This window comes from Cellulosimicrobium sp. 22598 (genome assembly GCF_052044445.1).
GTDB lineage: Bacteria > Actinomycetota > Actinomycetes > Actinomycetales > Cellulomonadaceae > Cellulosimicrobium > Cellulosimicrobium cellulans_G.
Genome location: NZ_JBQEMZ010000008.1, coordinates 206,102 through 226,491 on the forward strand (window position 1 = coordinate 206,102; position 20,390 = coordinate 226,491).

The following is a 20,390-nucleotide window of genomic DNA, read 5'->3' on the forward strand; positions in this document are numbered from 1 at the left end:
GGAGCCGCAGGACGCTGCGGCTCCGGGCCCCTCGCTCACCGTCCGGCACCGGACGGTTCGAGCGCCGACCTCGCCAGGAAGTCCCTCAGCAGGCGGACGAACTCCGGAGCGTGCTCCACCGCCGGCACGTGCCCGCATCGCCCGAGCACGTGCAGGCGGACGTCGCTCAGGTGATCGAGGAGCGGCAGCGCCGTGGTCCTCAAGGGGGTGACGCGGTCCTGCGCGCCGTGGACGAGCAGGACGGGCGCGCGGACCGCGGAGAGCTGACGCGTCGACAGGGTCAGGTCCTCCGACCACCGCGCCCGGGGCGGCGGGAACATCGACGCGAACGCCTCCGCCCCGGCGCGCATCGCGGCCGCCCGTGCGTCGACGGCCGACCCGGTGACGTGCGCCGGGTCGAGGAACAGCCGGCTCAGCATCTCCCGCGCCCCGTCTCGGTCGGGGGAGGCGGCCCAGACGGCGTCGAGGTCCGCCGACAGGGGCGCCCCCGGTGCGCCCATCGCCGAGACACCCACGACGGACGTGACGTTCCGGGGGCGTGCAGCCGCCAGCGCCAGGGCCACGGCACCACCCATCGAGTGACCCACCACGGCGTAGGACTCGAGGCCGAGGGCGTCCATGAGACCCGCGGCCTGGTCGGTCCACACGCGCAACCCGCCCCGCGAGCCCGGTGGGAGCGGCGTCCTCCCGAAGCCCGCATGGTCCGGAGCGACGACGCGCCAGGAAGAGCGCAGCGCCTCGGCGGTCGCTGCCCAGGCCCCGGACCCGGTGGTGCCGGGGCCCGAGCCGTGCAGCAGCAGGACCGCCGGCCCCTCTCCGTCCTCGACCACGTGGACGGGAGAACCCGCGACCGCGACGGTCCGACGCGTCGTCACCGGAACCTGTGACCCGCGCTCATGCGTCCGCGCCGACCGACTTGTCGAAGACCTCCATCATCACGCGGCCGAACTGCGGCATGTCCGGCCAGCCACGGCACGACACGAGGTTGCCGTCGACGACGTCGGGTGCGTCGACGACCGTGGCCCCGGCGTTCTCCATGTCTCCCGTGATGGGCGGGAAGCAGGCCGTCCGTCGGCCCTTGAGGAGCCCGTAGACCGCGGGGACCTGGGCGCCGTGGCACACCAGCGCGATGGGCAGGTCGCGGGCGAAGAAGTGCTCCGTGATGCGGCGGACGTGGGGGTCGACGCGGATCCACTCCGGTGCGCGGCCGCCGGGGATGATGAGGGCGTCGTACCGCTCGACGTCGACCTTGGCCCACGGCACGTCGACCGGCAGCTTGCGCCCGTTCTTCTCGACGTAGGCGTCGGAACCGGGGTCGAACTCGTGGATGACGAGCTGGACGTCGCGCGTCGTCCGCGACGACACGTCGACGTCCCAGCCGCCCTCCTGCACGCGGTAGTACGGATACATCGTGTCGAGCTCCTCGGCAGCGTCGCCGGTCAGGAGCAGAGCTCTGGGCACCTGCTTCTCCTCGCACTCGTCGTCGAATGGGATGATCCGATCCGATCGGATCTGCACAGGATTCACCGGGCCGCGCGATCCGTCAACCCCTCGACGCGTCGTCACCACCCGGTTCCTCGTCGAAGAGCCGGCGGATCCGCTCGCCGGACAGCAGGATGTGCCGGCGCATCGCGTAGGCGGCGGCGTCGGGGTCCCGCGCGGCGACCGCGGCGAGGACCTCCTCGTGCTCGCTCGTGGCGAGGTCGGTGACCTGGGCGTCGTAGACCAGCCGGAAGAGGTGCACGTGCGCGTGCATCCGGGCGAGGGCCTCGTGGATCACGCGGTTCCCGCCGCTCCTGGCGACGACGTCGTGGAAGGCGGCGTCGAGCAGCCCGAACTCGCCGTACGCCGTGTGCCCGTCGGAGAGCGTCGCCATCTCGTCCAGCACCGCGCGGAGCCTGGCCAGCTGCTTCGTCGAGGCGCGCTCCGCCGCCATCCGCGCCGCTGCCGGCTCGAGCAGCAGGCGCGCCTCGAGCATGTCCTCGAACCGGTCGCGCGTGATCTGCGGGGGGATCCGGTAGCCGGCGTTGGGGACGCGGACGACGAGGTCGTCCGCCTCCAGGCGGTTCAGCGCGTCCCGGATCGGTGTCTGCGAGACCCCCAGCTCGCGCGCCAGGGCGTCGACGGTGACGCGGGAACCGGGCTCGATCCGCTGCGACATCAGCTGGGTGAGCAGCGTGTCGTAGACCTGGTCGGCGGGCCGCCTGCGAGCCTTCTTCGCCACCGGCTCGCGCCGGTCCTCGTCGGTCCGCTCGTCGCGCTCGTCGGTCGCTAGCGTGTCCACCTCGTGCGGGCTCCTTTCGTGCGCCGGGCAGAAGAACCTGTTGACACCGGCTGTTCGACTGCTCCATGATCTGGATCGGATCGGATCGGATCCGATCGTATCGGAACGAGTGCACCTGTCGTGACCAAGGGCGGTCGCGAATCGACCGCAGTTCTCACTCCACCCTCTATCTCCCGGAGTTTCCCATGGGCATCCTCGGTTTTCTGCGCGGGCCGCGAGAGGTCTTGTTCGGCCCAGGGCAGCGGTACGCCCTCGGGGCGGTGACCGCGTCCCTCGGGTCCCGAGCCCTCGTCTGCACCGACGCTCGCTTCGGGGGGACGGACGAGTTCGCGGAGCTGGTCCGGCTGATCGAGGGCGCCGGCGTCCACGTGACCGTGTTCGCGGAGGTGCTGCCCGACGTCCCGGTGCACCAGGTGGCCGAGTGCGCCGCGCTCGCGCACCGCGTGCGGCCCGACGTCGTCGTCGGCATGGGTGGAGGCAGCTGCCTCGACCTCGCGAAGGCGGTGGCCGTGGTGATCGCCCATGGCGGGCAGGCCTCCGACTACTACGGCGAGCTCCGCGTCCCGGGCCCGGTGGTCCCCGTGGTCGCCCTGCCCACCACGGCGGGCACCGGGTCGGAGGTGACGCCCGTGGCGGTGCTGACCGACCCCGGGCGCGTCAGCAAGGTCGGCATCTCCAGCCCGCACCTCGTCCCGCACACGGCCGTGTGCGACCCGGAGCTCACGCTCGGGTGCCCCCCGTCGCTCACCGCGAGCGCGGGGGCCGACGCGTTCTCTCACGCGGTCGAGTCGTTCACCGCGGTTCGTCGGACGGCGACCCCGGAGCTCGCCACCGAGCGTGTCTTCGTCGGCAAGAACGCGCTCACCGACACGTACGCGCTCCTGGGGGTGCGCCTCGTCGCCGAGAACCTGCGGCGCGCCGTGGAGGCCCCGGGCGACGCCGAGGCCCGCGAGGCGATGATGCTCGGGGCGACCGCGGGAGGCTTCGCCCTCGGCAGCGCCGGCACCGCCGCGGCGCACGCGCTCCAGTACCCGGTCGGGGCGCTCACCCACACCCCGCACGGGGTCGGCGTCGGCGCCCTCCTGCCGTACGTGATGGAGTACAACCGACCCGCCCGCGTCCCCGAGCTGGCCGCGGTCGCCGTGGCGATGGGTGCGAACCCCGACGAGTCTCCCGAGGTCCTGGCCGACGAGGCGATCGAGCGGAGCGCCGCCCTGCTGCGGTCCGTGGGGATCCCGTCGACCCTCGCGGAGATCGGCCTGCCGTCCGACCGGCTGCGCTGGACCGCCGAGCAGGCGTTCCAGGCCACGAGGCTGGTCGAGAACAACCCCCGCCCGCTCGACGTCGACGCCCTGGAACGCATCGTGCGTGCCGCGTACTCCGGCGACCGGCGCTCGCTGCGAGAAGAAGCCCGGCCCCAGGCGGCCACGACCACGACGGCAGGTGTGCGATGACGGTTCTCCACGAGACGATGCGTCCGGTTCTCGACGGGCTCGACGTGCCCACCGACCTGCTGGTGGCGGGGGAGCGGCGCGCGTCGGGCAGCGGGCGGCGCATCGACGTGCGCGACCCCGCGACGGGCGAGGTCCTCGCGACCGTGGCCGACGCCGACCTCGACGACGCCCGGGCGGCGGTGGGCGCGGCCGCCGACGCGGCCGCCGCGTGGGCGGCGACCTCTCCCCGCCACCGTGCGGAGATCCTCGTGCGAGCGTTCGAGCTGATGATCGAGCGGAGCGAGGACCTCGCCCGCCTGATCGCGCTGGAGAACGGCAAGGCGCTGCCGGACGCGCGGTCCGAGGTGGCGTACGCCGCCGAGTTCTTCCGTTGGTACGCCGAGGAGGGCGTGCGCCTGCGCGGTCAGCTGGGCCGCTCCCCGAGCGGCGCGAACCGGATGGTGGTGACGTACCAGCCCGTCGGGGTCAGCGTCCTCGTCACGCCGTGGAACTTCCCCGCGGCGATGGCGACCCGCAAGATCGCACCGGCCCTGGCAGCGGGATGCACCGCGGTGCTCAAGCCGGCGACGGAGACGCCCCTGACGGCGTACGCCGTGGCGGCGCTGCTGGAGCAGGCGGGGATGCCCCCAGGGGTGCTCAACGTCGTCACGACCTCGACCGCGGGCCCCGTCGTCGAGGCGATGCTGTCCGACCCGCGCACGCGCATGCTGTCGTTCACCGGCTCGACCGAGGTGGGTCGACGGCTGCTGCGCGTCGCCGCGGACCGCGTCCTCAAGTGCGGGATGGAGCTCGGGGGGAACGCCCCGTTCGTCGTCCTCGACGACGCCGACGTGGACGCGGCGGTCGACGGCGCCATGGTCGCCAAGATGCGCAACGGCGGCCAGGCGTGCACGGCCGCCAACCGCTTCCTCGTGGCCGACGCCGTGCACGACGTCTTCGTCGAAGGACTCGTCGCCCGGATGGCGGAGGTCACGGTCGGCCCCGGCGTCGACGAGAGCACCGGGTGCGGACCGCTCATCAACGCCGACGCGGTCCGCAAGGTCGACGAGCTCGTCCGCGACGCGATCGACCGCGGGGCGCGTGCCGTGCTGGGCGGGGAGCCCGTCGACGGGCCCGGCTGCTTCTACCCGCCGACGGTGCTCGTCGACGTCCCCCGGGACGCACGCCTCCTGCACGAGGAGGTCTTCGGCCCCGTGGCCCCCGTCGTCCGCGTCGCCGACGAGGAGGAGGCGCTCGCCCTGGCGAACGACTCCGAGTTCGGCCTCGTCAGCTACTTGTACACCGGCGACCTGGCCCGCGGCCTGCGGCTCTCGGAGCGGCTCGAGTCCGGGATGGTCGGGCTCAACCGCGGACTGGTCTCCGACCCGGCCGCGCCGTTCGGCGGCACCAAGCAGAGCGGGCTCGGCCGCGAGGGGAGCACGGAAGGTCTCCTCGAGTTCATGGAGGCCCACTACGTCGCCACGTCCTGGTGACGGTGAACGAGCAGTAGCAGCAACAGTCCGGCAACACCGACCCAGGAAGCAGGAGACTCGATGAGGAGCACGATGCGAGCGGGGCACGGATCACTTCCCCGCCGACGGGGGCGGCTGGCGACGGCCGCGGTCCTGATGGCGATGAGCACCGCGGCGGTCACGGCCGCGTGCGGTGGAGGGGGCGGCACCGAGGAGGCGGGCGGTGGCGCCCAGGCGCCGGCGACCGTCCCGGAGCTGACCGACGAACCGCTGACCCTGAGCTTCATCTGGTTCGAGTGGCCCCCGGCCCAGGCACTCGAGGACTTCGCGAACGCGGAGTACACCAAGGAGCGGCCGAACGTGACCGTCGAGGTCAACACCGTGCCGAACGCCAACTGGCACGACGCGATGTTCACGCAGTTCGCGGCACGTCAGACCGACTTCGACATCGCGGTCCTGGACTCGCAGCACATCGGCGAGGCGGTGACGAACGGCAACATCCTCGACATCACCGACTTCATCGAGGGCAACGTCGAGACCGAGGCCTTCGACCCGTACCTCTTGGCCGCGTACGGCCAGTACCCCCAGGCCGAGACGGGCCAGCGGGACGAGGACGCGAGCATGTACGGCCTGCCGCTGCTCGGCGACACCTGGACGATGATCTACCGGAAGGACCTCATCGGCGACGAGCCGCCGGCGACGTGGGACGAGATGATCTCCGTCGCGGCGCAGTGCCAGGCCGAGAACCCGGGCGTGAGCGGGCTGGCCTTCCACCAGGCCAACGGCTCCGACGCGGCGGCCGTCACCTACAACACGGTCAACGGCCTGTACGGCGGGAACCTGTGGGACGCCGAGGAGCGCCAGATCGAGGGCGTCATCAACGACGAGGCCGGCCAGAAGGCGATGGACGTCCTGGTCAACGAGATGAAGCCGCTCACCGCGACGGGCTCCGGGAACTGGTTCATCGACGAGGTCAACGCGGCGGTCGCGCAGGGCAAGGCCTGCATCGCGTTCAACTGGATCGCCGCGAGCGGCGGCCTGCTCGATCCCGCGCAGTCGACGCTGGGTTCCACGCGCGAGGAGATCCTCGACAAGCTCGGCTTCGCGACCCTGCCGACGCAGGAGACCGACCTGGTGCCTCTCGGCGGCATGGGGATGCACATCTCGGCGTACGCGCCCGAGGACCGGCAGGCGGAGGCGCTGAACTTCATGAAGTGGTTCCTCCAGGCCGACACCCAGCAGAAGTGGGCCGCGGCGGGCGGCGTGCCGGCCCGCACCGACGCGCTGCAGTCGCCGGAGTTCCTCGAGGCCGGACCGTTCAACCAGGTGTACGCCGACTCCGTGGAGCGCATGCGCGACATGTGGAACGTGCCCGAGTACGCCCGTCTCGTCGACATCGAGAACACGAGCGTGAACGCGGCGCTCAACGGCGCCATGGACCCGCAGGAGGCTCTCGACAGCATCGCCGTCGAGCAGCAGGAGGTCCTGGACTCCGGCGGCAGCGGCGGGCTGTGAACCCATGGTCCTGACGAAGAACTCCCCGGTGCGGGACGGGACGTCGGCGCCGCCCGCACCGGTCCGGGCCCCTCGGCTCGGCGACCGTGGGCTCGCCGTGGCGTTCATCTCCCCGGCGATGCTGCTCCTGCTGGCCATGTCGGTCTTCCCGCTGCTGTGGGCGCTGTTCCTCTCCTTCACCGATTACTCGGCGACGGGCTCCGCACCCGCGGAGTTCGTCGGGTTCGCGAACTACGTCGACGTCCTGACCTCGCCGGAGGTCCGGCAGCGGGCCCTGACGACCCTCGTGTACGTCGTGTGTGCCGTCACCCTGCAGACGGTGCTGGGCTTCGGCATCGCCTACCTCATCTCCCGTCGGACGCGTGGTCGTGGGCTTCTCACCACGCTGTTCCTCGTACCGATGATGCTGTCGCCCGTCGTCGTCGGGCTGTTCTGGCGCTTCATGCTCGACGCGCAGTTCGGCGTCGTCAACAGCGTGCTCGGCTCGCTCGGGATCGAGCCGGTGGAGTGGCTCACCCGCCGCCAGACGGCGATGCTCTCCCTGGTCGTCGTCGACACCTGGCAGTGGACGCCGTTCATCATGCTCATCGCGCTCGCCGGCCTGACCGCGGTCCCCAGGTACCTGTACGAGGCGGCCTCCATCGACCGCGCGTCGGAGTGGTTCCGGTTCCGCAACATCACCCTGCCGCTGGTGTGGCCGCTGCTCCTCATCGCCGTGATGTTCCGTGCGATCGAGGCGTTCCGGATGTTCGACCTCGTCTACATCCTCACCAACGGAGGACCCGGCGTCTCGACCGAGACCTTGTCGTTCCACGTCTACAAGGTCGCGTTCCTCGGGTTCAACACGGGGACCGCGTCGGCCTACGGGATCCTCATGGTGGTCGTCGTCATCGTCCTCGCGCAGCTCTACCTGCGCTACCTGAACAAGCTCAAGGAGGGCTGATGGCACGCTCTGCTGACGTGGCCGTACGCGTACGGCCCGCACGCAGCCCCCGCGGCCGGGTCCGCAAGACGGTCGAGGTCGCGCTCCTGGCCGTGCTGGCGGCCGCCATGCTCTTCCCGGTGCTCTGGATGCTCGAGACGTCCGTCAAGGAGAACCGGGACGTCTACGCCGTCCCGGCGAAGTTCTTCGGCTTCGACATGACCCTGGACCACTACCGGGACGTGTTCGTCGCGTCGGGCGGCGGTGCGTCGGACCTCTCCACCGCGCTGCTCAACTCCGTCGTGGTCGCCGGGACGTCCACGATCCTGGCCACCGTGCTCGGGGTCCCGGCGGCGTGGGCGTACTCGCGCTTCACGCTGAGGGCGAAGAAGGACCAGATGTTCTTCATCCTGTCCACGCGGTTCATGCCGCCCGTCGTCGTCGTGATCCCGATCTTCCTCATGTACCGCACGCTCGGGCTCATCGACACCCAGCTCGGCCTGATCCTCATCTACACGGCCTTCAACGTGCCCTTCACGATCTGGATGATGAAGGGCTTCGTCGACGAGGTGCCACCGGAGTACGAGGACGCGGCGATGCTCGACGGTCACACCCGCCTCCAGGCGTTCCGGCGCATCACCCTGCCGTTGCTCGTGCCCGGGATCGCCGCCACCGCCGTCTTCGCCCTCATCTTCTCCTGGAACGAGTTCGTGTACGCCATCTTCCTGACCTCCAGCCAAGAGGTGCGCACCGCACCGCCGGCCATCGCCGGCCTCATCGGCGGCACCACCGTGGACTGGGGGCTCGTGGCTGCCTCCGCCTGCGTGTTCGCGATCCCGGTGCTCGTCTTCGCCTACCTGGTGCGCAAGCACCTCGTCGCCGGCGTCACGCTCGGGGCGGTGCGACGCTGATGGCGGGCATCGAGATCGCGTCCCTGCACAAGCGCTACCCGGACGGGACCGTCGCCGTGGAGGAGGTGGACCTGTCCATCGGCGACGGCGAGCTGTTCGTCATGCTCGGTCCCTCCGGCTGCGGAAAGACCACCACGCTGCGCGCGGTGGCGGGCCTGGAGCGCCAGACGTCGGGCACCATCCACATCGGCGACACGCGCGTCGACGACCTGCCTCCCGGCGGCCGCGACATCGCCATGGTGTTCCAGTTCTACGCGCTGTACCCGCACCTGAAGGCCCGTGACAACGTGGCCTTCCCGCTCCGCGCCGAGGGCGTCCCGGAGCCGGAGGTGCGTCGTCGAGTCGACGAGGCCGCTCGCATGCTGCAGCTCGGTCCGCTGCTGGACCGGCGGCCCACGCGGCTGTCGGGCGGGGAGCAGCAGCGGGTCGCGCTGGCCCGCGCCCTGGTGCGGCGGCCGCGCGCCTTCCTCATGGACGAGCCGCTCACGAACCTCGACGCCGAGCAGCGCGCGGACATGCGGTCGCAGATCAAGCACCTGCAGAGAGAGCTGGGGGCGACGATGGTCTACGTCACCCACGACCAGGTCGAGGCGATGTCGCTCGGCCATCGGATCGCGATCCTCAACAAGGGCCGCGTGGAGCAGGTCGGCACGCCCATGGAGGTCTACGACCGGCCCGCGAGCCTGTTCTGCGCCGCGTTCATCGGCTCGCCGCCGGTGAACCTCGTCGACGTCGAGGTCGCCGACGGCGCCCTGCGGGGCGGGGGCGGGCTCGCGCTGCCGGTGCCGTCCGGGCTGCCGGACGGTCGTCGGCTGGTCGCCGGCGTGCGGCCCGAGGCGTTGGAGGTCACCGCGCCGGGAGCGGACGGTGCGGTCCGCGGCCGCGTGGTCTCGGCGGAGGCGCTGGGCGACGAGACCATCTACGTCGTCGAGTGCGAGGGGGAGCACGACGTCCGGGTCCGGATGCCCCCGACCGCACGGTTCGTCGCGGACACGCCCGTCGGCGTGCGGCACGTCGGCGGGCCGCCGCCCGTCTACGACCGCGACTCGGAGAGGTTGGTGGCCTGATGGGAACCGTCGCGACCTACGGGATCAGGAAGGCGTTCGGGGAGGTCCAGGCCCTCGACGGGGTCGACCTGCAGGTGCCGGACGGCTCGTTCTTCGTCGTCCTCGGGCCCTCGGGGGCGGGCAAGACGACGACCCTGCGCGCGATCGCCGGGCTCGACAGGCTCGACGCCGGGTCGGTGCACCTGGGCGGCCGGGACGTGACCGGGGAGTCCCCCGGCGCACGGGATCTGGCCATGGTCTTCCAGAGCTACGCGCTCTACCCCCGGTACACGGTGTTCGAGAACATCGCCTCGCCGCTGCGCGCGCGCCGTGCCTCCGCGAGCGAGATCGCCGCCGCCGTGGACGACGTCGCGCGCCTCCTGCACATCGAACGCCTCCTGCAGCGTCGACCGGCACAGCTGTCCGGTGGTGAGATGCAGCGCGTCGCGCTGGCCCGTGCGCTGGTCCGTCGCCCGCACGCGTTCCTCATGGACGAACCGCTCACCAACCTCGACCTCAAGCTGCGCGTCGAGATGCGGACCGAGCTCACCCGCATCCACCGGCGTCTGGGAGGGACGTTCGTCTACGTGACGAACGACCAGGTCGAGGCGATGTCCATGGCCGACCAGGTCGCCGTGCTCAGGGACGGCGCGGTCCAGCAGGTCGGGACGCCGGCGGAGGTGTACGAGCAGCCGGTCGACCGGTGGGTCGCGAGCTTCGTCGGGAGCCCGCGGATCAGCCTGCTCGAGTGCCACGTCGACGACGACCGCCTGGTCGGGTCTCAGGGCTGGACCCTGCCGCGCCCCCGGGGAGCCGCGGCGGAGCGCGGTCGTCCGCTGCTCCTCGGCCTGCGCGCCGAGGACGTGTCGGTCGAGCGACGGGGAGAGGCGACGGTCGAGGGCGAGGTCTTCGGGCTCGAGCCGCTGGGCGACCACACGCTGGTCGACGTCAAGGTGGGCACGGAGATGCTCACGGTCAAGGCGCGGCCGACGGTCGCGAGCCGACCCGGGGAGCGCCTGTCGGTGACCGTCGACCTGGACCGCGCGCACCTCTTCGACGCGAGCACCGGGTTGGCGCTGTCCGGGGCCGGGCGGTAGGGCTGGACGAGGTCGTGCTCGCTTGCGGTCGCGAGCACGACCCGTTCGCCTCGCCCGGGCGGCGACGGTCCGTCGTCTGCGTGCTCAGTCGTTCGGTCGCGGCTGCGCGCCGTCGACGGGCGGCTCGGCCGACCACGGGAAGGTGATCCAGAGGTCGGTGTCCTTCCACGAGTAGTCCGGCTGGATGATCGTGCGCGGCTTGGTGTAGAGCACCGCGGACCGCGCCTCGGCGCCGTGGGTGCTCAGCATCTCCATGACGAGGGCGAGCGTGCGGCCGGAGTCCGCGACGTCGTCGACCACGAGCACGTGCGCGCCCGGCAGGTCGGACGTGTCCATGAGCGGCGGGAGCACGCGCGGGTCGGTGAGGGTCTGGCCGATGTCGGTGTAGAACTCGACGTTGAGCGTCCCGACGCCCTTGGTCCCGAGCGCGTACGCGACCGCGCCGCCCGGCAGGAGCCCGCCGCGCGCGACGGCGACGACGACCTCGGGCCGGAACCCGCTCGCCACGACCTGCTCGGCGAGCTCGCGCGCGGCGACGCCGAACGTCTCCCACGTGAGCACCTCGCGCTCGGGCGGCACGGCGGGGTGCGGCAACGACACGTCGTCGGGCACGGCGGGGACCGGGGTCGTGGAGGCGTCCGTCATGCATCGAGAGTACGTCGCGCGACGCGCGGGGCCCGCCCGTCCTGGTCCCGACGGGCCGGGACCCACGACCCGGACCCACGACCCGTCCCGGACGCGACGAGGGCCGCACCCCGTGGCGGGGTGCGGCCCTCGTCGGGTCAGGCGGGGGTCACTGCGCGTCGAGGATGTCCACGACGAAGACGAGCGGGGAGTCGGCGGGGATCGTGCCGCTGCCCTGCGAGCCGTAGCCCAGCTCCGACGGGATGACGAGCAGCACCTGGCTGCCCACGGTCTGCCCGGCGAGGCCCTGCGTCCAGCCCGGGATCACCTGCTGGAGCGAGAAGCTCGTGGGGGCGCCGCGGTCCCACGACGAGTCGAAGACGGTGCCGTCGAGCAGCATGCCCGTGTAGTGGGCGGTGACGGTCTGGTCCTCGGTCACGACCGGGCCGCTGCCCTTGATGAGCGTCTGCGCGACGAGCTCGGTCGGGGCCTCGTAGCCCTCGGGGATCTCGATGGTCGGCTTGCCGGTGTCGTCGAGCGTCACGGTCGGCAGGCCCTCGGCGGGCGTGACCGCCTCACCCTCGGCACGCGACGGGATGGTCTTCACGTCGGTGACCTCACCGATGGTGAGGTAGGTGATCGGCTCGCCGGTCGTCTGGTCCGTCGTCGGGTTGGCGAACAGGAAGCGGGTGCCGACCTTCTTGCCGACGACGACGTCGAGGAGCTGCGGGAAGATCGAGTCGTCGATGAGGAGCTGCTCGGGAGAGCCCGTCTCCCACGTCGACCCCATCTTGGAGCCGTCCGTACCGGAGAACGCGGCCGTGTGCATGGTGATCTGCTGGCCCTTGGCGATCTCGTCGCCCTCGCCGTCGTTCAGCGAGATGGCGGCCGCGGCGGAGACCTCGAACGGCTGGTCGAACTCCACGGTGGGCTCGGCGCCCGGGTCGCCGGTGACCGTCACGGCCTCGAGCGCCGCGACGTCCTCGGGCGACGACGTCGCGGCGTCGCTGGCGCCGTCGGTCGCGGACGGGCTCGACGACGTCTCGTCGCCGGAGCCGCCGCCCTCCGAGGCGCAGCCGGAGAGGACGAGGGCGGCGCCCAGGGTGAGCGCGGCGACGCCGCGCAGGGTGCGGTGCTTCACGAGAGGGGGTCCTTCGGTCGGTGGGACGACGCGGGGCCGTCGGGTCTGGGCCGCACCCGCACGACGGCGGTCGTCGGCGTCCCGGGTCGGGGTCGCCTCGCGTCCGCGTGCCGGGTGCAGCACCGGCGCGGACACTCTAGCGGTCCTGCCTGGACTCCCGCTGGGAGCCGCCCCCGCCGTGTGCCCGGGGGAGAATGGGTGCATGCCGTCCCGTCGACCGTCCCGCAAGCGACCGTGGGGAGCGGAGCCCGCGCCCCTCGACCTGGACCGTGCCCTCGGCGGCGCGCGTCGCGAGTCCGGGGCCGACGGCGAGTGGCAGGTCCGCACGGTGCGCGGCGGGTCCAAGACGTACCTGTGCCCGGGGTGCAACCAGGAGATCCCGCCCGGGACGGGGCACGTCGTGGCCTGGCAGGAGGACTCGTTCTTCGGTGCCGAGACGGCGCTCGACCACCGTCGGCACTGGCACACGTCGTGCTGGCAGGCGCGCGGGCGCCGTCGGCCCCGGTAGAGGTCCGCGGCGGAGGAACTAGGCTCGACCACGATGAGCACCGCACCCGAGCCCACCGGGGCCGACGTCCCGGCCGGTCCTACCCCCATCCGGTCCCTGACGGTCCTGCCCGCGCGGCGCGAGGACGTGGAGCTGCACACCGCGGACGGGCTGACGCTCGTCGGCGAGCTCGCGCTCCCGGCGGACCGCGACCCGGTCGCGACCCTGGTCACGCTCCACCCGCTGCCGACGCACGGCGGCTACATGGACTCGCACGTGTACCGGAAGGCCGCGTGGCGCCTGCCCGCGCTCGCCGACCTCGCCGTGCTGCGGTTCAACACGCGCGGGACCTCGTCGCCGCGCGGCACGAGCGAGGGCGCGTTCGACGGCGGCGAGGCCGAGCGCTTCGACGTCGCCGCCGCGATCGAGCTCGCCGAGTTTCGCGACCTGCCGCACCCCTGGCTCGTCGGGTGGTCGTTCGGGACCGAGCTCGCGCTCAAGCACGGGACCGACCCGGCCGTGGAGGGCGCGATCCTCCTGTCGCCGCCGCTGCACCGCGCGACGGACGAGGACCTCGACCGGTGGGACGCGTTCGGCAAGCCGCTCGTCGTGCTCGTCCCCGAGCTCGACGACTACCTGCGCCCCGACGAGGCGCGCCGACGGTTCGCGCGCGTGCGCGACGCCGAGGTGATCGGCGTCGACGGCGCCAAGCACCTGTGGGTGGGGGAGTCGTCCGTGCGTCGCGTGCTCGACGAGATCGTCGGCCACGTCCGCCCCGGGTTCCCGCTGCCCCTGCCGACCGAGTGGTCCGGCGACGCGACCGCGGCCGTGACGGCCGAGCGTGACACCGCGGACTCCGACCAGGCGAGCTACGACGCGAGCCGGTCGGACGGCGTCGACGACTGAAGCCTCGGCAGGACGGTCGCGGCCGTGGCACGGTGGGACGAGACCTGACGACGGACGCACGACCTGAGGAGGACGACGTGACGACGGCCCCGCTCGAGACCTTCACGCTGCGCGAGGGGTACGGCACACCGCTCGTGCTGCTGCATGGCTTCCCGCTGGATCACCGCATGTGGGCCGACGTCGCGGCCGCGCTGCCGGGCGAGCCCACCGTCGTCGCGGTCGACCTCCCGGGTCTGGGGGCGAGCCCGTTGGCGGACGAGCCGGCGTCGATCGACACCGCGGCCGACGCCACCGCCACCGCGCTCGCCGCGGCGGGGATCACGCGCGCGGTCGTCGCGGGGCTGTCGATGGGCGGCTACGTCGCGCTCGCGCTCGCGGAGCGGCACCCCGACCTGGTCGCCGGCCTCGGGCTCGTGGACACCAAGTCGACCGCCGACACCGACGAGGCGCGCGCCAACCGGCTGCGCATCGCGGACGAGGCCGCGCGGTCCCAGACCGTCGACGCCGTCCTCGGCATGCCGGGGGTGATGCTCGGGGAGACGAGCAAGGCCGCGCGCAAGCACCTCACGGCACGGCTCGAGGAGTGGATCCGCGGGCAGCGGCCCGACGGCGTCGCGTGGTCGCAGCGGGCCATGGCGGCCCGGCCGGACCGCACCCAGGTCGTCGCGGAGTTCGCCGGACCGGTGGCCGTGGTCGTGGGGGAGGAGGACGCGCTCACGCCGACGGCGGAGGCCGAGCACATGGCGGACGCCGCGCCCACGGCGCAGCTGGTCCAGGTTCCGGGCGCCGGGCACATGAGCGCGGTCGAGGACCCGGCGGCCGTCGCGGACGCCCTCGCCGACCTGCTGGCCCGCGCCGCGGCGTGAGCCCGGTCGACCGCGGCACGACGGGTCGGCGGGCCGCCCTGGCCGATCAGCGGCCGTCGAGCACGAGCGCGAGCGCGTCCGCGAGGTCGATCGACTCTCCGTCCCGTCCGCCCTTGCCGAGCACGAGCGGCGGGTCCGACGGCTCCACGGTCACGCCGCGCAGGCGCCCCAGCACGCTGCCGGGCACACCGAGCACGTAGAACTCCCCGTCCTCGCCGACGGCGACGCTGCGGTTGCGGCGCAGGTACCAGCCCTTGAGCGGGGTCCGGTAGGTGGTCGTGCCGTCGAACGAGCGGGCACGCAGCGGCTCGGGCGCGAGGCCGCGCTCACGGGCACGCACCACGAACTCGGCGAGGAGCGCCCGGGCCGCGCCGCTCTCCCGCGCGCGCTGGCGGTCGAGCTCGCGCTGCTGGTGCGCCGCGGCCTCGGTCCGCTGCCGACGCCAGTCGTCGGCAGCGGACCCGGAGCGGCCCGTGGGGTCCGCGGAGGACACCGGTCAGGCCGAGGCGGGGGCGTCGGTCTCGGCCTCGGCGTCCACCTGGCCGGCGGGGCGGCGCTTCGTCGAGGCGGCGGGCCCGCCCTGCTGGTCCGACTCGTCGGCGACGACCGGGAACTCCGCCGTCATGAGCGTCGCCGCGCGCGCCTGCTGCGCGGGCGTGCCCGCGGGGACCGCCGACTTCTTCGCGGGAGCCTTCGCGGCCTCGGGCTCGCCGCCGAGGAGCCCGCGCAGCTCGTCGAGGTAGGTGTTGATCGAGTCGTGCTGGCGCGTGAGGTCCTCGAGCTGGCGCTGGGCGACGTTGCGCTGCTGCTCCGCCTCCGCCTTGGCGTCGCTCACGGTCTGGTCCGCGAACGACCGCGCCTCGGCCACGATCTGGTCGGCGTTGCGACGGGCCGTCGACATGAGGTCCTTGACGTAGGCGTCGGACTCCCGGCGGACCTTCTCGGCCTGCTCCAGCGCGAGCGCGACGCGCTTCTCCGCCTCGGTCGCGTGCTCCTCCGCGGTCGAGACGAGCTTCTCCGTCTCGGCCTTGGCGGCCGCGTGCCGCTCGGCGTTCTCGCGCTCCGCCTCCTCGCGGCGGCGCACGACCTCGAGCTCCGCGTCGGCGAGCGCGGTGCGGGCCTTGTCGCGCAGCTCCTCCATCTCCGACGTGACCGCGTTGGCCGCCTCGGTGGCCTTCCGCTGCGCCTCGTCGACCTGGCGCTGCGCCTCGCGGCGCGCGTTCTCCAGGAGCTCGGCGGCCTCGCGCTCGGCGGCCTCGCGCTGGGCGGCGGTCTCCGCCGCGACGCGGGCACGGAGCTCGGCGGCCTCGCGCTCGGTCGTCACGCGCAGCTCGGTCGTCTCGCGCTCCGCCGTCGCGCGCAGCGTGCCGAGCTCGCGCTCGAGCGACGCGCGGCGCTCGCTCTCCTCGGTGGCGATCGCGCTCTGGATGCGGGCCGCCTCGCGCTCGGCGGAGCCGACGAGCTCCTCGGCGCGGCGCTGGGCGCTGAGGAGCGTGCCCTCGACCTCCGACGCGCTCGTGGCCCGGATCTCCTCCGACTCGAGCCGCGCGCTGTTGAGGAGCTCGGCGACCTCGTTCTCGGCGCGGGACCGCACCTGGCCGGCCGAGAGCTTCGCGCGCGCCATGATGTCGGCGGCCTGGGCGTTGGCCTGGGAGAGGATGTCGGCGGACTGCTCCTCCGCCGAGCGCATGAGCTGCTCGATGCGGGAGCCGAGGCCGGCGTACGAGGGGCGCTCCGCCTCGCGGAGCTGACGCTGCGCGTCGGAGAGCTCGCTCGTGAGCTGCATGGCGCGGGCGTCCGCGGCCTCGACGCGCGAGCGCGCGTCCTCCACGGCCTTCTCCAGCTTCGCGAGCTGTGCCTCGACCTGGACGCGGTCGTACCCGCGCATCGTGATGGGGAAGAGCGTGCGCTCGTCGGACACGTCGATGACCTCCGGTGCTGGTTCGTCGCGGCGTCCGCCGCCGGGCGGCGTCCCCTCGCGAGGAGGGAGGGCGCGGCGGTCGTGCCACGGCCCCGCCGTGCTCCGACCAGGATACGGGGATCGGGCTGTCCTGAATACCCGGATTGGAACAGGTGAGACGATGGTCGCAGTGCTGCGGGACGGAGGGCACGGGGGGGCCGCAGGTCGGCCCGACGGCGTCGCGCGCACTCTTCCTGAATCCCGGCTGACGAGCGTGGGACCGAGGGGAGAGGGGCTCGTGAACGGATCGTGAGGATCCGCGCACGATTCCCCGAGGTCGATCGACGAGGGGTTTCGCACCTATTCTGGAACGTCGATCGACGAAGGGAACCTCGGTGCTCCAACGAATCATCGCTGTCCTCCTGCTCGTGGGAGGGCTCGTCGCCGTCGGCCTCGGCGTCGCGTCCGCCACGGTGTGGCGGGACAGCGACACGGTCGTGGCGACCACGGCGTACACGGGGGACGGCACGATGCTCGTCACCGAGCCCGGGGTCCTGGACCTCGTCGCCGAGGACGTGACGATCCGTGCCACGGCGCCGGGCGAGCAGCAGGTGACCCTCGCGATCGGCCGCGAGGTCGACGTGACGGGCTGGGTCGGGGAGGACGCGCACGGCGTGGTCACCGGGCTCAGCGACTGGGACGCGCTCGCGACGCGCGCCGTCGAGCCGTCCGCCGCGGAGGAGACGCCCGCCGAGGGCGAGACCCCGGCCGACGGGGAGTCTCCGGCCGAGGGGGAGGAGTCGGCGGAGGAGACGCCCGCCGACGGCGAGGCCCCCGCGGAGGGCGAGACCCCCGCCGACGGAGAGACCCCTGCCGACGGCGAGACGCCGGCCGTCGGCGTCGACCCCGCCGGGTCGGACATGTGGTTCGAGGAGTCGACGGGCACCGGCTCGGCGACCCTGCGCTGGTCCGACCAGCCCGGCCGCTGGCAGCTTCTCGTGGCCGGCGTGGGGGAGGGTGCCGTCGCCCCGACGCTCGAGCTGTCCTGGCCGCGCCAGGTCGAGACGCCGTTCCTGTGGCCCGGCGTGATCGGCGGTGCGGTCCTCATCCTCCTGGGGCTCGGCATCGGCGCGGCGAGCCTGCGCCCCCGGCGCCGGGGGCCGTCGGGACGCGGTACCGCGACGTCGGCCACCCCGGCCGTCGCACCGGCGGCAGCGCCGACCGCGCCGTCGGGCGAGGGTGACGGCGGCACGTCGGACGGCGAGGCGCTCACCGACACCGCGCAGGTGCGCATGCTCACGCGGCGCGAGCTGCGCGAGCGGGAGGAGGCGGACCGCCTCGCCCAGCAGCAGGCGCGCGCGCAGAAGCCGCGTCGTGCCTGGCTCACCGGCCAGATCCCGATCGTCGCGCGCGGCGAACGGCGGCCCAAGACCGCGGCGCAGCCGACCGTCGACGCGGCGGACGGGCACCCGACCACGCAGGACAGCGCGGCGACACGTGCCGACGCCTGGCGCCGGGCGTGGGGATTCACCCCCGGCACCGGGGCGGGCGAGGCCGCCGACCCGCAGCGCGACACGGACGAGACGAAGGACAGCACCCGATGACCAGCACCGCCCGCGACACGGCCCGCGCGCACCGCGCCCGCCGTCACCTCGCCGGGGTGGCCGGCGGTCTGGTCGGCGCGCTCCTCCTCGCCGCCTGCACCGCGCCCCTGCCGACGCCGCAGCCTGACCCCACCCAGGACCCGCCTCCTCCCGTCCTCTCCGAGGCGCAGGAGACCGTGGTGCTGGACGCGGTCGCCTCGGCGCTCGCCGCGGCGAGCGAGGCGAACGACCCGGCGCAGCTCGACGCGCGCGTCACCGGACCGGCGCTCGCGATCCGCACGAGCCAGCTCGCCGTCGCCGCCGCGCGCGGCAACGCGGACCTCGTGACGGAGCTGCCGACCGAGGCCCAGCAGGTCGTCATCCCGACGACGCAGACCTGGCCCCGCACGTCCTACGCCGTGAGCGTCCAGCCCGAGAGCCTGCAGACTCCGCGCCTGTCCGTCCTCGAGCAGGCCGGCGCGCGGGACGCCTACCAGCTGTGGGCCTGGGTCCGGCTCCTGCCCGGCGTGACCATGCCGAGCTTCGCCGACCCGAGCATCGGGAGCGAGGCCGTCGCACCCGACGACTCGAGCCTCCTCGTCACGCCCACGGACGCCGTCGCGCAGTACGCCGACGTGCTCAACCTCGGGACCGGCTCCGGCTTCGCCGGGGCGTTCGAGGACGACTCGTTCCGCACGCTGCTCGCCGAGCGCGCCCAGGCCTGGACCACGGCGCTCGAGCCGGCCGCCGGTGCGTACGCGCTGACCTTCACGCCGAACCCGGACGAGCAGGTCCGCGCGGTCCGCACCGCGGACGGCGGCGCGCTCGTCGTGGGCGCCATGACGTCGCAGGAGTCGATGACGGCCGAGGAGGGCGCGCAGGTCCCGCCCGACACGGAGACGATCAAGGCCCTGTACGGGACGACGACCCCGACGAACGTGCTCAAGGTCGGCTACCAGGACGTCGTCGCGCTCTACGTGCCGCCGGCCGGGTCGGAGGAGAAGATCCGCGTCGTGGGCAACGAGCACATCGCGACATCGGTTGCGGCGTCCTGACGCTCCGTAGGATTGCGACCATGAGCGAACCTACCCAGCCCGCGTTCGACGTGCGCGGAGCGGTCGACCTGTCCGCGCTGACCCGCCCGCAGTCCCCGCCGCCGGGGGAGGAGGGCGGCGCGCCCGCGGCCGGTGGCTACGTCGTCGACGTCACGGACGAGACGTTCGGCCAGCTCGTCCAGGACTCGACGCAGTACCCGGTCGTCGTCCTGCTCTGGATCCCGACCGACCAGGCGAACGCCCAGCTCGGCACCGACCTCGGCGCGCTCGCCGACGAGTACGCGGGCCGCTTCCTGCTGGCCCGCGTCGACGCCCAGGCGTACCCGCAGATCACGGCGGCGTTCCAGGTGCAGGGCGTCCCGACCGTCGTCGCCGTCCTCCAGGGCCAGCCGGTGCCGCTGTTCCAGGGCGCCGCGCCCGCCGAGCAGGTGCGCTCGGTGATCGAGCAGGTGCTCCAGGCCGCCGAGGCGAACGGCGTCACCGGCCGGGCGCCGTCCCAGGGTGGCGACGGCGAGCCGGTGCCCGCCGAGCCGGCCCCCGAGCCGGAGCCCGAGCTCCCGCCGCTGCACCAGGAGGCGTACGACGCGATCGAGCGCGACGACCTCGACGCCGCCGTCGCGGCCTACGAGAAGGCGATCAAGCAGGACCCGCGCGACGCGCTCGCCGTCGCGGGCCTCGCGCAGGTCCGCCTCCTCCAGCGCACGCGCGACGCCGACCTCGCGACGGTCCGCGCCGCCGCGGCCGCCGCCCCGCAGGACGTCGACGCCCAGCTCGCCATCGCCGACCTCGACATCCTCGGCGGTCACGTCGACGACGCGCTCGGTCGCCTGCTCGACCTCCTGCCCGGCGCCGACGCCGACGCCAAGGAGAAGCTCCGCGTCCGCCTCCTCGACTACTTCGAGGTCGTCGGCCCCACCGACCCCCGCGTCGGCAAGGCACGCCAGCGCCTCGCGATCAGCCTCTACTGAGACACGAGCGCGGCGTACGCACCCTTCTCGACGGCGGCCGGTCACCCTACGGTGATCGGCCGCCGTCGTGCTGGCGAGACCGTGCTCCAGGTGAGACGAAGCCGGGTGGGGGGGGGGGGGGGGGGGGGGGGGGGGGGGGGGGGGGGGGGGGGGGGGGGGGGGGGGGGGGGGGGGGGGGGG

General features: G+C 73.5%; 20 protein-coding genes. 13 read left to right on the forward strand and 7 right to left on the reverse strand.

Annotated features, from left to right (window positions below; genetic code table 11):
* Positions 1-35 precede the first annotated feature (35 nt).
* The 3 genes from ACTJIY_RS11010 to ACTJIY_RS11020 form a co-directional block, all read right to left on the reverse strand.
* On the reverse strand, positions 36-875 hold the full coding sequence (locus tag ACTJIY_RS11010; RefSeq protein ID WP_440674302.1) for an alpha/beta fold hydrolase: 840 nt from the start codon (positions 873-875) through the stop codon (positions 36-38).
* 19 nt (positions 876-894) lie between these two features.
* A complete protein-coding gene (locus ACTJIY_RS11015) occupies positions 895-1,461 on the reverse strand; it encodes a DJ-1/PfpI family protein (RefSeq protein ID WP_440674303.1) in 567 nt (188 codons plus the stop codon).
* A gap of 82 nt (positions 1,462-1,543) precedes the next feature.
* The gene (locus ACTJIY_RS11020) at positions 1,544-2,284 is read right to left on the reverse strand and encodes a GntR family transcriptional regulator (protein WP_253053399.1); all 741 of its coding nucleotides are present in this window, start codon (positions 2,282-2,284) and stop codon (positions 1,544-1,546) included.
* 185 nt (positions 2,285-2,469) lie between these two features.
* On the opposite strand from ACTJIY_RS11020, the gene ACTJIY_RS11025 reads away from it, so the two are divergent.
* The 7 genes from ACTJIY_RS11025 (at position 2,470) to ACTJIY_RS11055 (ending at position 10,680) form a co-directional block, all read left to right on the forward strand.
* Complete coding sequence (locus ACTJIY_RS11025) at positions 2,470-3,738, forward strand: iron-containing alcohol dehydrogenase (protein ID WP_440674304.1); 1,269 nt, start codon at positions 2,470-2,472, stop codon at positions 3,736-3,738.
* Complete coding sequence (locus ACTJIY_RS11030) at positions 3,735-5,210, forward strand: NAD-dependent succinate-semialdehyde dehydrogenase (RefSeq protein WP_440674305.1); 1,476 nt, start codon at positions 3,735-3,737, stop codon at positions 5,208-5,210. Before ACTJIY_RS11025 ends, ACTJIY_RS11030 begins: the two co-directional genes overlap by 4 nt.
* A 141-nt stretch (positions 5,211-5,351) precedes the next feature.
* Positions 5,352-6,704, forward strand: a complete 1,353-nt coding sequence (locus tag ACTJIY_RS11035) for an extracellular solute-binding protein (RefSeq protein ID WP_440674306.1) — start codon at positions 5,352-5,354, stop codon at positions 6,702-6,704.
* A gap of 4 nt (positions 6,705-6,708) precedes the next feature.
* On the forward strand, positions 6,709-7,647 hold the full coding sequence (locus ACTJIY_RS11040) for a carbohydrate ABC transporter permease (RefSeq protein ID WP_439157737.1): 939 nt from the start codon (positions 6,709-6,711) through the stop codon (positions 7,645-7,647).
* Positions 7,647-8,537, forward strand: a complete 891-nt coding sequence (locus ACTJIY_RS11045; RefSeq protein ID WP_440674307.1) for a carbohydrate ABC transporter permease — start codon at positions 7,647-7,649, stop codon at positions 8,535-8,537. The genes ACTJIY_RS11040 and ACTJIY_RS11045 overlap by 1 nt, the downstream gene beginning before the upstream one ends.
* Positions 8,537-9,604: an ABC transporter ATP-binding protein gene (locus tag ACTJIY_RS11050; protein ID WP_440674308.1), complete on the forward strand. Its 1,068-nt coding sequence runs from the start codon at positions 8,537-8,539 to the stop codon at positions 9,602-9,604. Before ACTJIY_RS11045 ends, ACTJIY_RS11050 begins: the two co-directional genes overlap by 1 nt.
* Positions 9,604-10,680, forward strand: coding sequence for an ABC transporter ATP-binding protein (locus tag ACTJIY_RS11055; protein ID WP_353708760.1), 1,077 nt, complete (start codon positions 9,604-9,606; stop codon positions 10,678-10,680). Before ACTJIY_RS11050 ends, ACTJIY_RS11055 begins: the two co-directional genes overlap by 1 nt.
* Positions 10,681-10,764: 84 nt before the next feature.
* Here the strand turns inward: ACTJIY_RS11055 and ACTJIY_RS11060 are convergent, their stop codons facing one another.
* Together ACTJIY_RS11060 and ACTJIY_RS11065 are read right to left on the reverse strand one after the other, a co-directional pair.
* A complete protein-coding gene (locus tag ACTJIY_RS11060) occupies positions 10,765-11,325 on the reverse strand; it encodes a phosphoribosyltransferase (protein WP_440674309.1) in 561 nt (186 codons plus the stop codon).
* Positions 11,326-11,473: 148 nt separating this feature from the next.
* A complete protein-coding gene (locus ACTJIY_RS11065) occupies positions 11,474-12,445 on the reverse strand; it encodes an FKBP-type peptidyl-prolyl cis-trans isomerase (protein WP_308202321.1) in 972 nt (323 codons plus the stop codon).
* Positions 12,446-12,647: 202 nt separating this feature from the next.
* Here ACTJIY_RS11065 and ACTJIY_RS11070 point away from each other — a divergent pair, with 202 nt between their 5' ends.
* The 3 genes from ACTJIY_RS11070 to ACTJIY_RS11080 all read left to right on the forward strand — a co-directional run bounded on the left by ACTJIY_RS11070 (position 12,648) and on the right by ACTJIY_RS11080 (position 14,704).
* A complete protein-coding gene (locus tag ACTJIY_RS11070; protein WP_047232918.1) occupies positions 12,648-12,953 on the forward strand; it encodes a hypothetical protein in 306 nt (101 codons plus the stop codon).
* Positions 12,954-12,986: 33 nt separating this feature from the next.
* Positions 12,987-13,838 (forward strand): alpha/beta hydrolase, encoded by an 852-nt coding sequence (locus ACTJIY_RS11075; RefSeq protein ID WP_440674310.1) that lies wholly within the window; start codon positions 12,987-12,989, stop codon positions 13,836-13,838.
* Between the two features lie 77 nt (positions 13,839-13,915).
* Positions 13,916-14,704, forward strand: coding sequence for an alpha/beta fold hydrolase (locus tag ACTJIY_RS11080; RefSeq protein WP_440674311.1), 789 nt, complete (start codon positions 13,916-13,918; stop codon positions 14,702-14,704).
* Positions 14,705-14,750: 46 nt separating this feature from the next.
* Here ACTJIY_RS11080 and ACTJIY_RS11085 read toward each other — a convergent pair whose 3' ends face one another.
* On the reverse strand, positions 14,751-15,197 hold the full coding sequence (locus ACTJIY_RS11085; RefSeq protein WP_440674312.1) for a hypothetical protein: 447 nt from the start codon (positions 15,195-15,197) through the stop codon (positions 14,751-14,753).
* A 3-nt stretch (positions 15,198-15,200) separates the two neighbouring features.
* Positions 15,201-16,625 carry a hypothetical protein gene (locus tag ACTJIY_RS11090; protein WP_253053426.1) on the reverse strand — a complete coding sequence of 475 codons (1,425 nt, stop codon included), beginning with the start codon at positions 16,623-16,625 and terminating at the stop codon, positions 15,201-15,203.
* Between the two features lie 374 nt (positions 16,626-16,999).
* Here ACTJIY_RS11090 and ACTJIY_RS11095 point away from each other — a divergent pair, with 374 nt between their 5' ends.
* From ACTJIY_RS11095 to ACTJIY_RS11105, 3 genes are read left to right on the forward strand one after another with little or no spacing between them, the layout of a single operon-like run.
* A complete protein-coding gene (locus ACTJIY_RS11095) occupies positions 17,000-18,208 on the forward strand; it encodes a hypothetical protein (protein ID WP_440674313.1) in 1,209 nt (402 codons plus the stop codon).
* Positions 18,205-19,242: a hypothetical protein gene (locus ACTJIY_RS11100; protein WP_253053428.1), complete on the forward strand. Its 1,038-nt coding sequence runs from the start codon at positions 18,205-18,207 to the stop codon at positions 19,240-19,242. The genes ACTJIY_RS11095 and ACTJIY_RS11100 overlap by 4 nt, the downstream gene beginning before the upstream one ends.
* 20 nt (positions 19,243-19,262) lie before the next feature.
* Positions 19,263-20,210, forward strand: coding sequence for a co-chaperone YbbN (locus ACTJIY_RS11105; protein WP_440674314.1), 948 nt, complete (start codon positions 19,263-19,265; stop codon positions 20,208-20,210).
* The last annotated feature ends 180 nt before the right edge of the window (positions 20,211-20,390 follow it).

Bases quoted from the DNA above. Each gene is read 5' to 3' on its own strand.
- ACTJIY_RS11025 (WP_440674304.1), top strand. From the start codon at position 2,470: ATGGGCATCCTCGGTTTTCTGCGCGGGCCGCGAGAGGTCTTGTTCGGC.
- ACTJIY_RS11030 (WP_440674305.1), top strand. From the start codon at position 3,735: ATGACGGTTCTCCACGAGACGATGCGTCCGGTTCTCGACGGGCTCGAC.
- ACTJIY_RS11035 (WP_440674306.1), top strand. From the start codon at position 5,352: ATGAGCACCGCGGCGGTCACGGCCGCGTGCGGTGGAGGGGGCGGCACC.
- ACTJIY_RS11040 (WP_439157737.1), top strand. From the start codon at position 6,709: ATGGTCCTGACGAAGAACTCCCCGGTGCGGGACGGGACGTCGGCGCCG.
- ACTJIY_RS11045 (WP_440674307.1), top strand. From the start codon at position 7,647: ATGGCACGCTCTGCTGACGTGGCCGTACGCGTACGGCCCGCACGCAGC.
- ACTJIY_RS11050 (WP_440674308.1), top strand. From the start codon at position 8,537: ATGGCGGGCATCGAGATCGCGTCCCTGCACAAGCGCTACCCGGACGGG.
- ACTJIY_RS11055 (WP_353708760.1), top strand. From the start codon at position 9,604: ATGGGAACCGTCGCGACCTACGGGATCAGGAAGGCGTTCGGGGAGGTC.
- ACTJIY_RS11060 (WP_440674309.1), bottom strand. From the start codon at position 11,325: ATGACGGACGCCTCCACGACCCCGGTCCCCGCCGTGCCCGACGACGTG.
- ACTJIY_RS11070 (WP_047232918.1), top strand. From the start codon at position 12,648: ATGCCGTCCCGTCGACCGTCCCGCAAGCGACCGTGGGGAGCGGAGCCC.
- ACTJIY_RS11075 (WP_440674310.1), top strand. From the start codon at position 12,987: ATGAGCACCGCACCCGAGCCCACCGGGGCCGACGTCCCGGCCGGTCCT.
- ACTJIY_RS11100 (WP_253053428.1), top strand. From the start codon at position 18,205: ATGACCAGCACCGCCCGCGACACGGCCCGCGCGCACCGCGCCCGCCGT.
- ACTJIY_RS11105 (WP_440674314.1), top strand. From the start codon at position 19,263: ATGAGCGAACCTACCCAGCCCGCGTTCGACGTGCGCGGAGCGGTCGAC.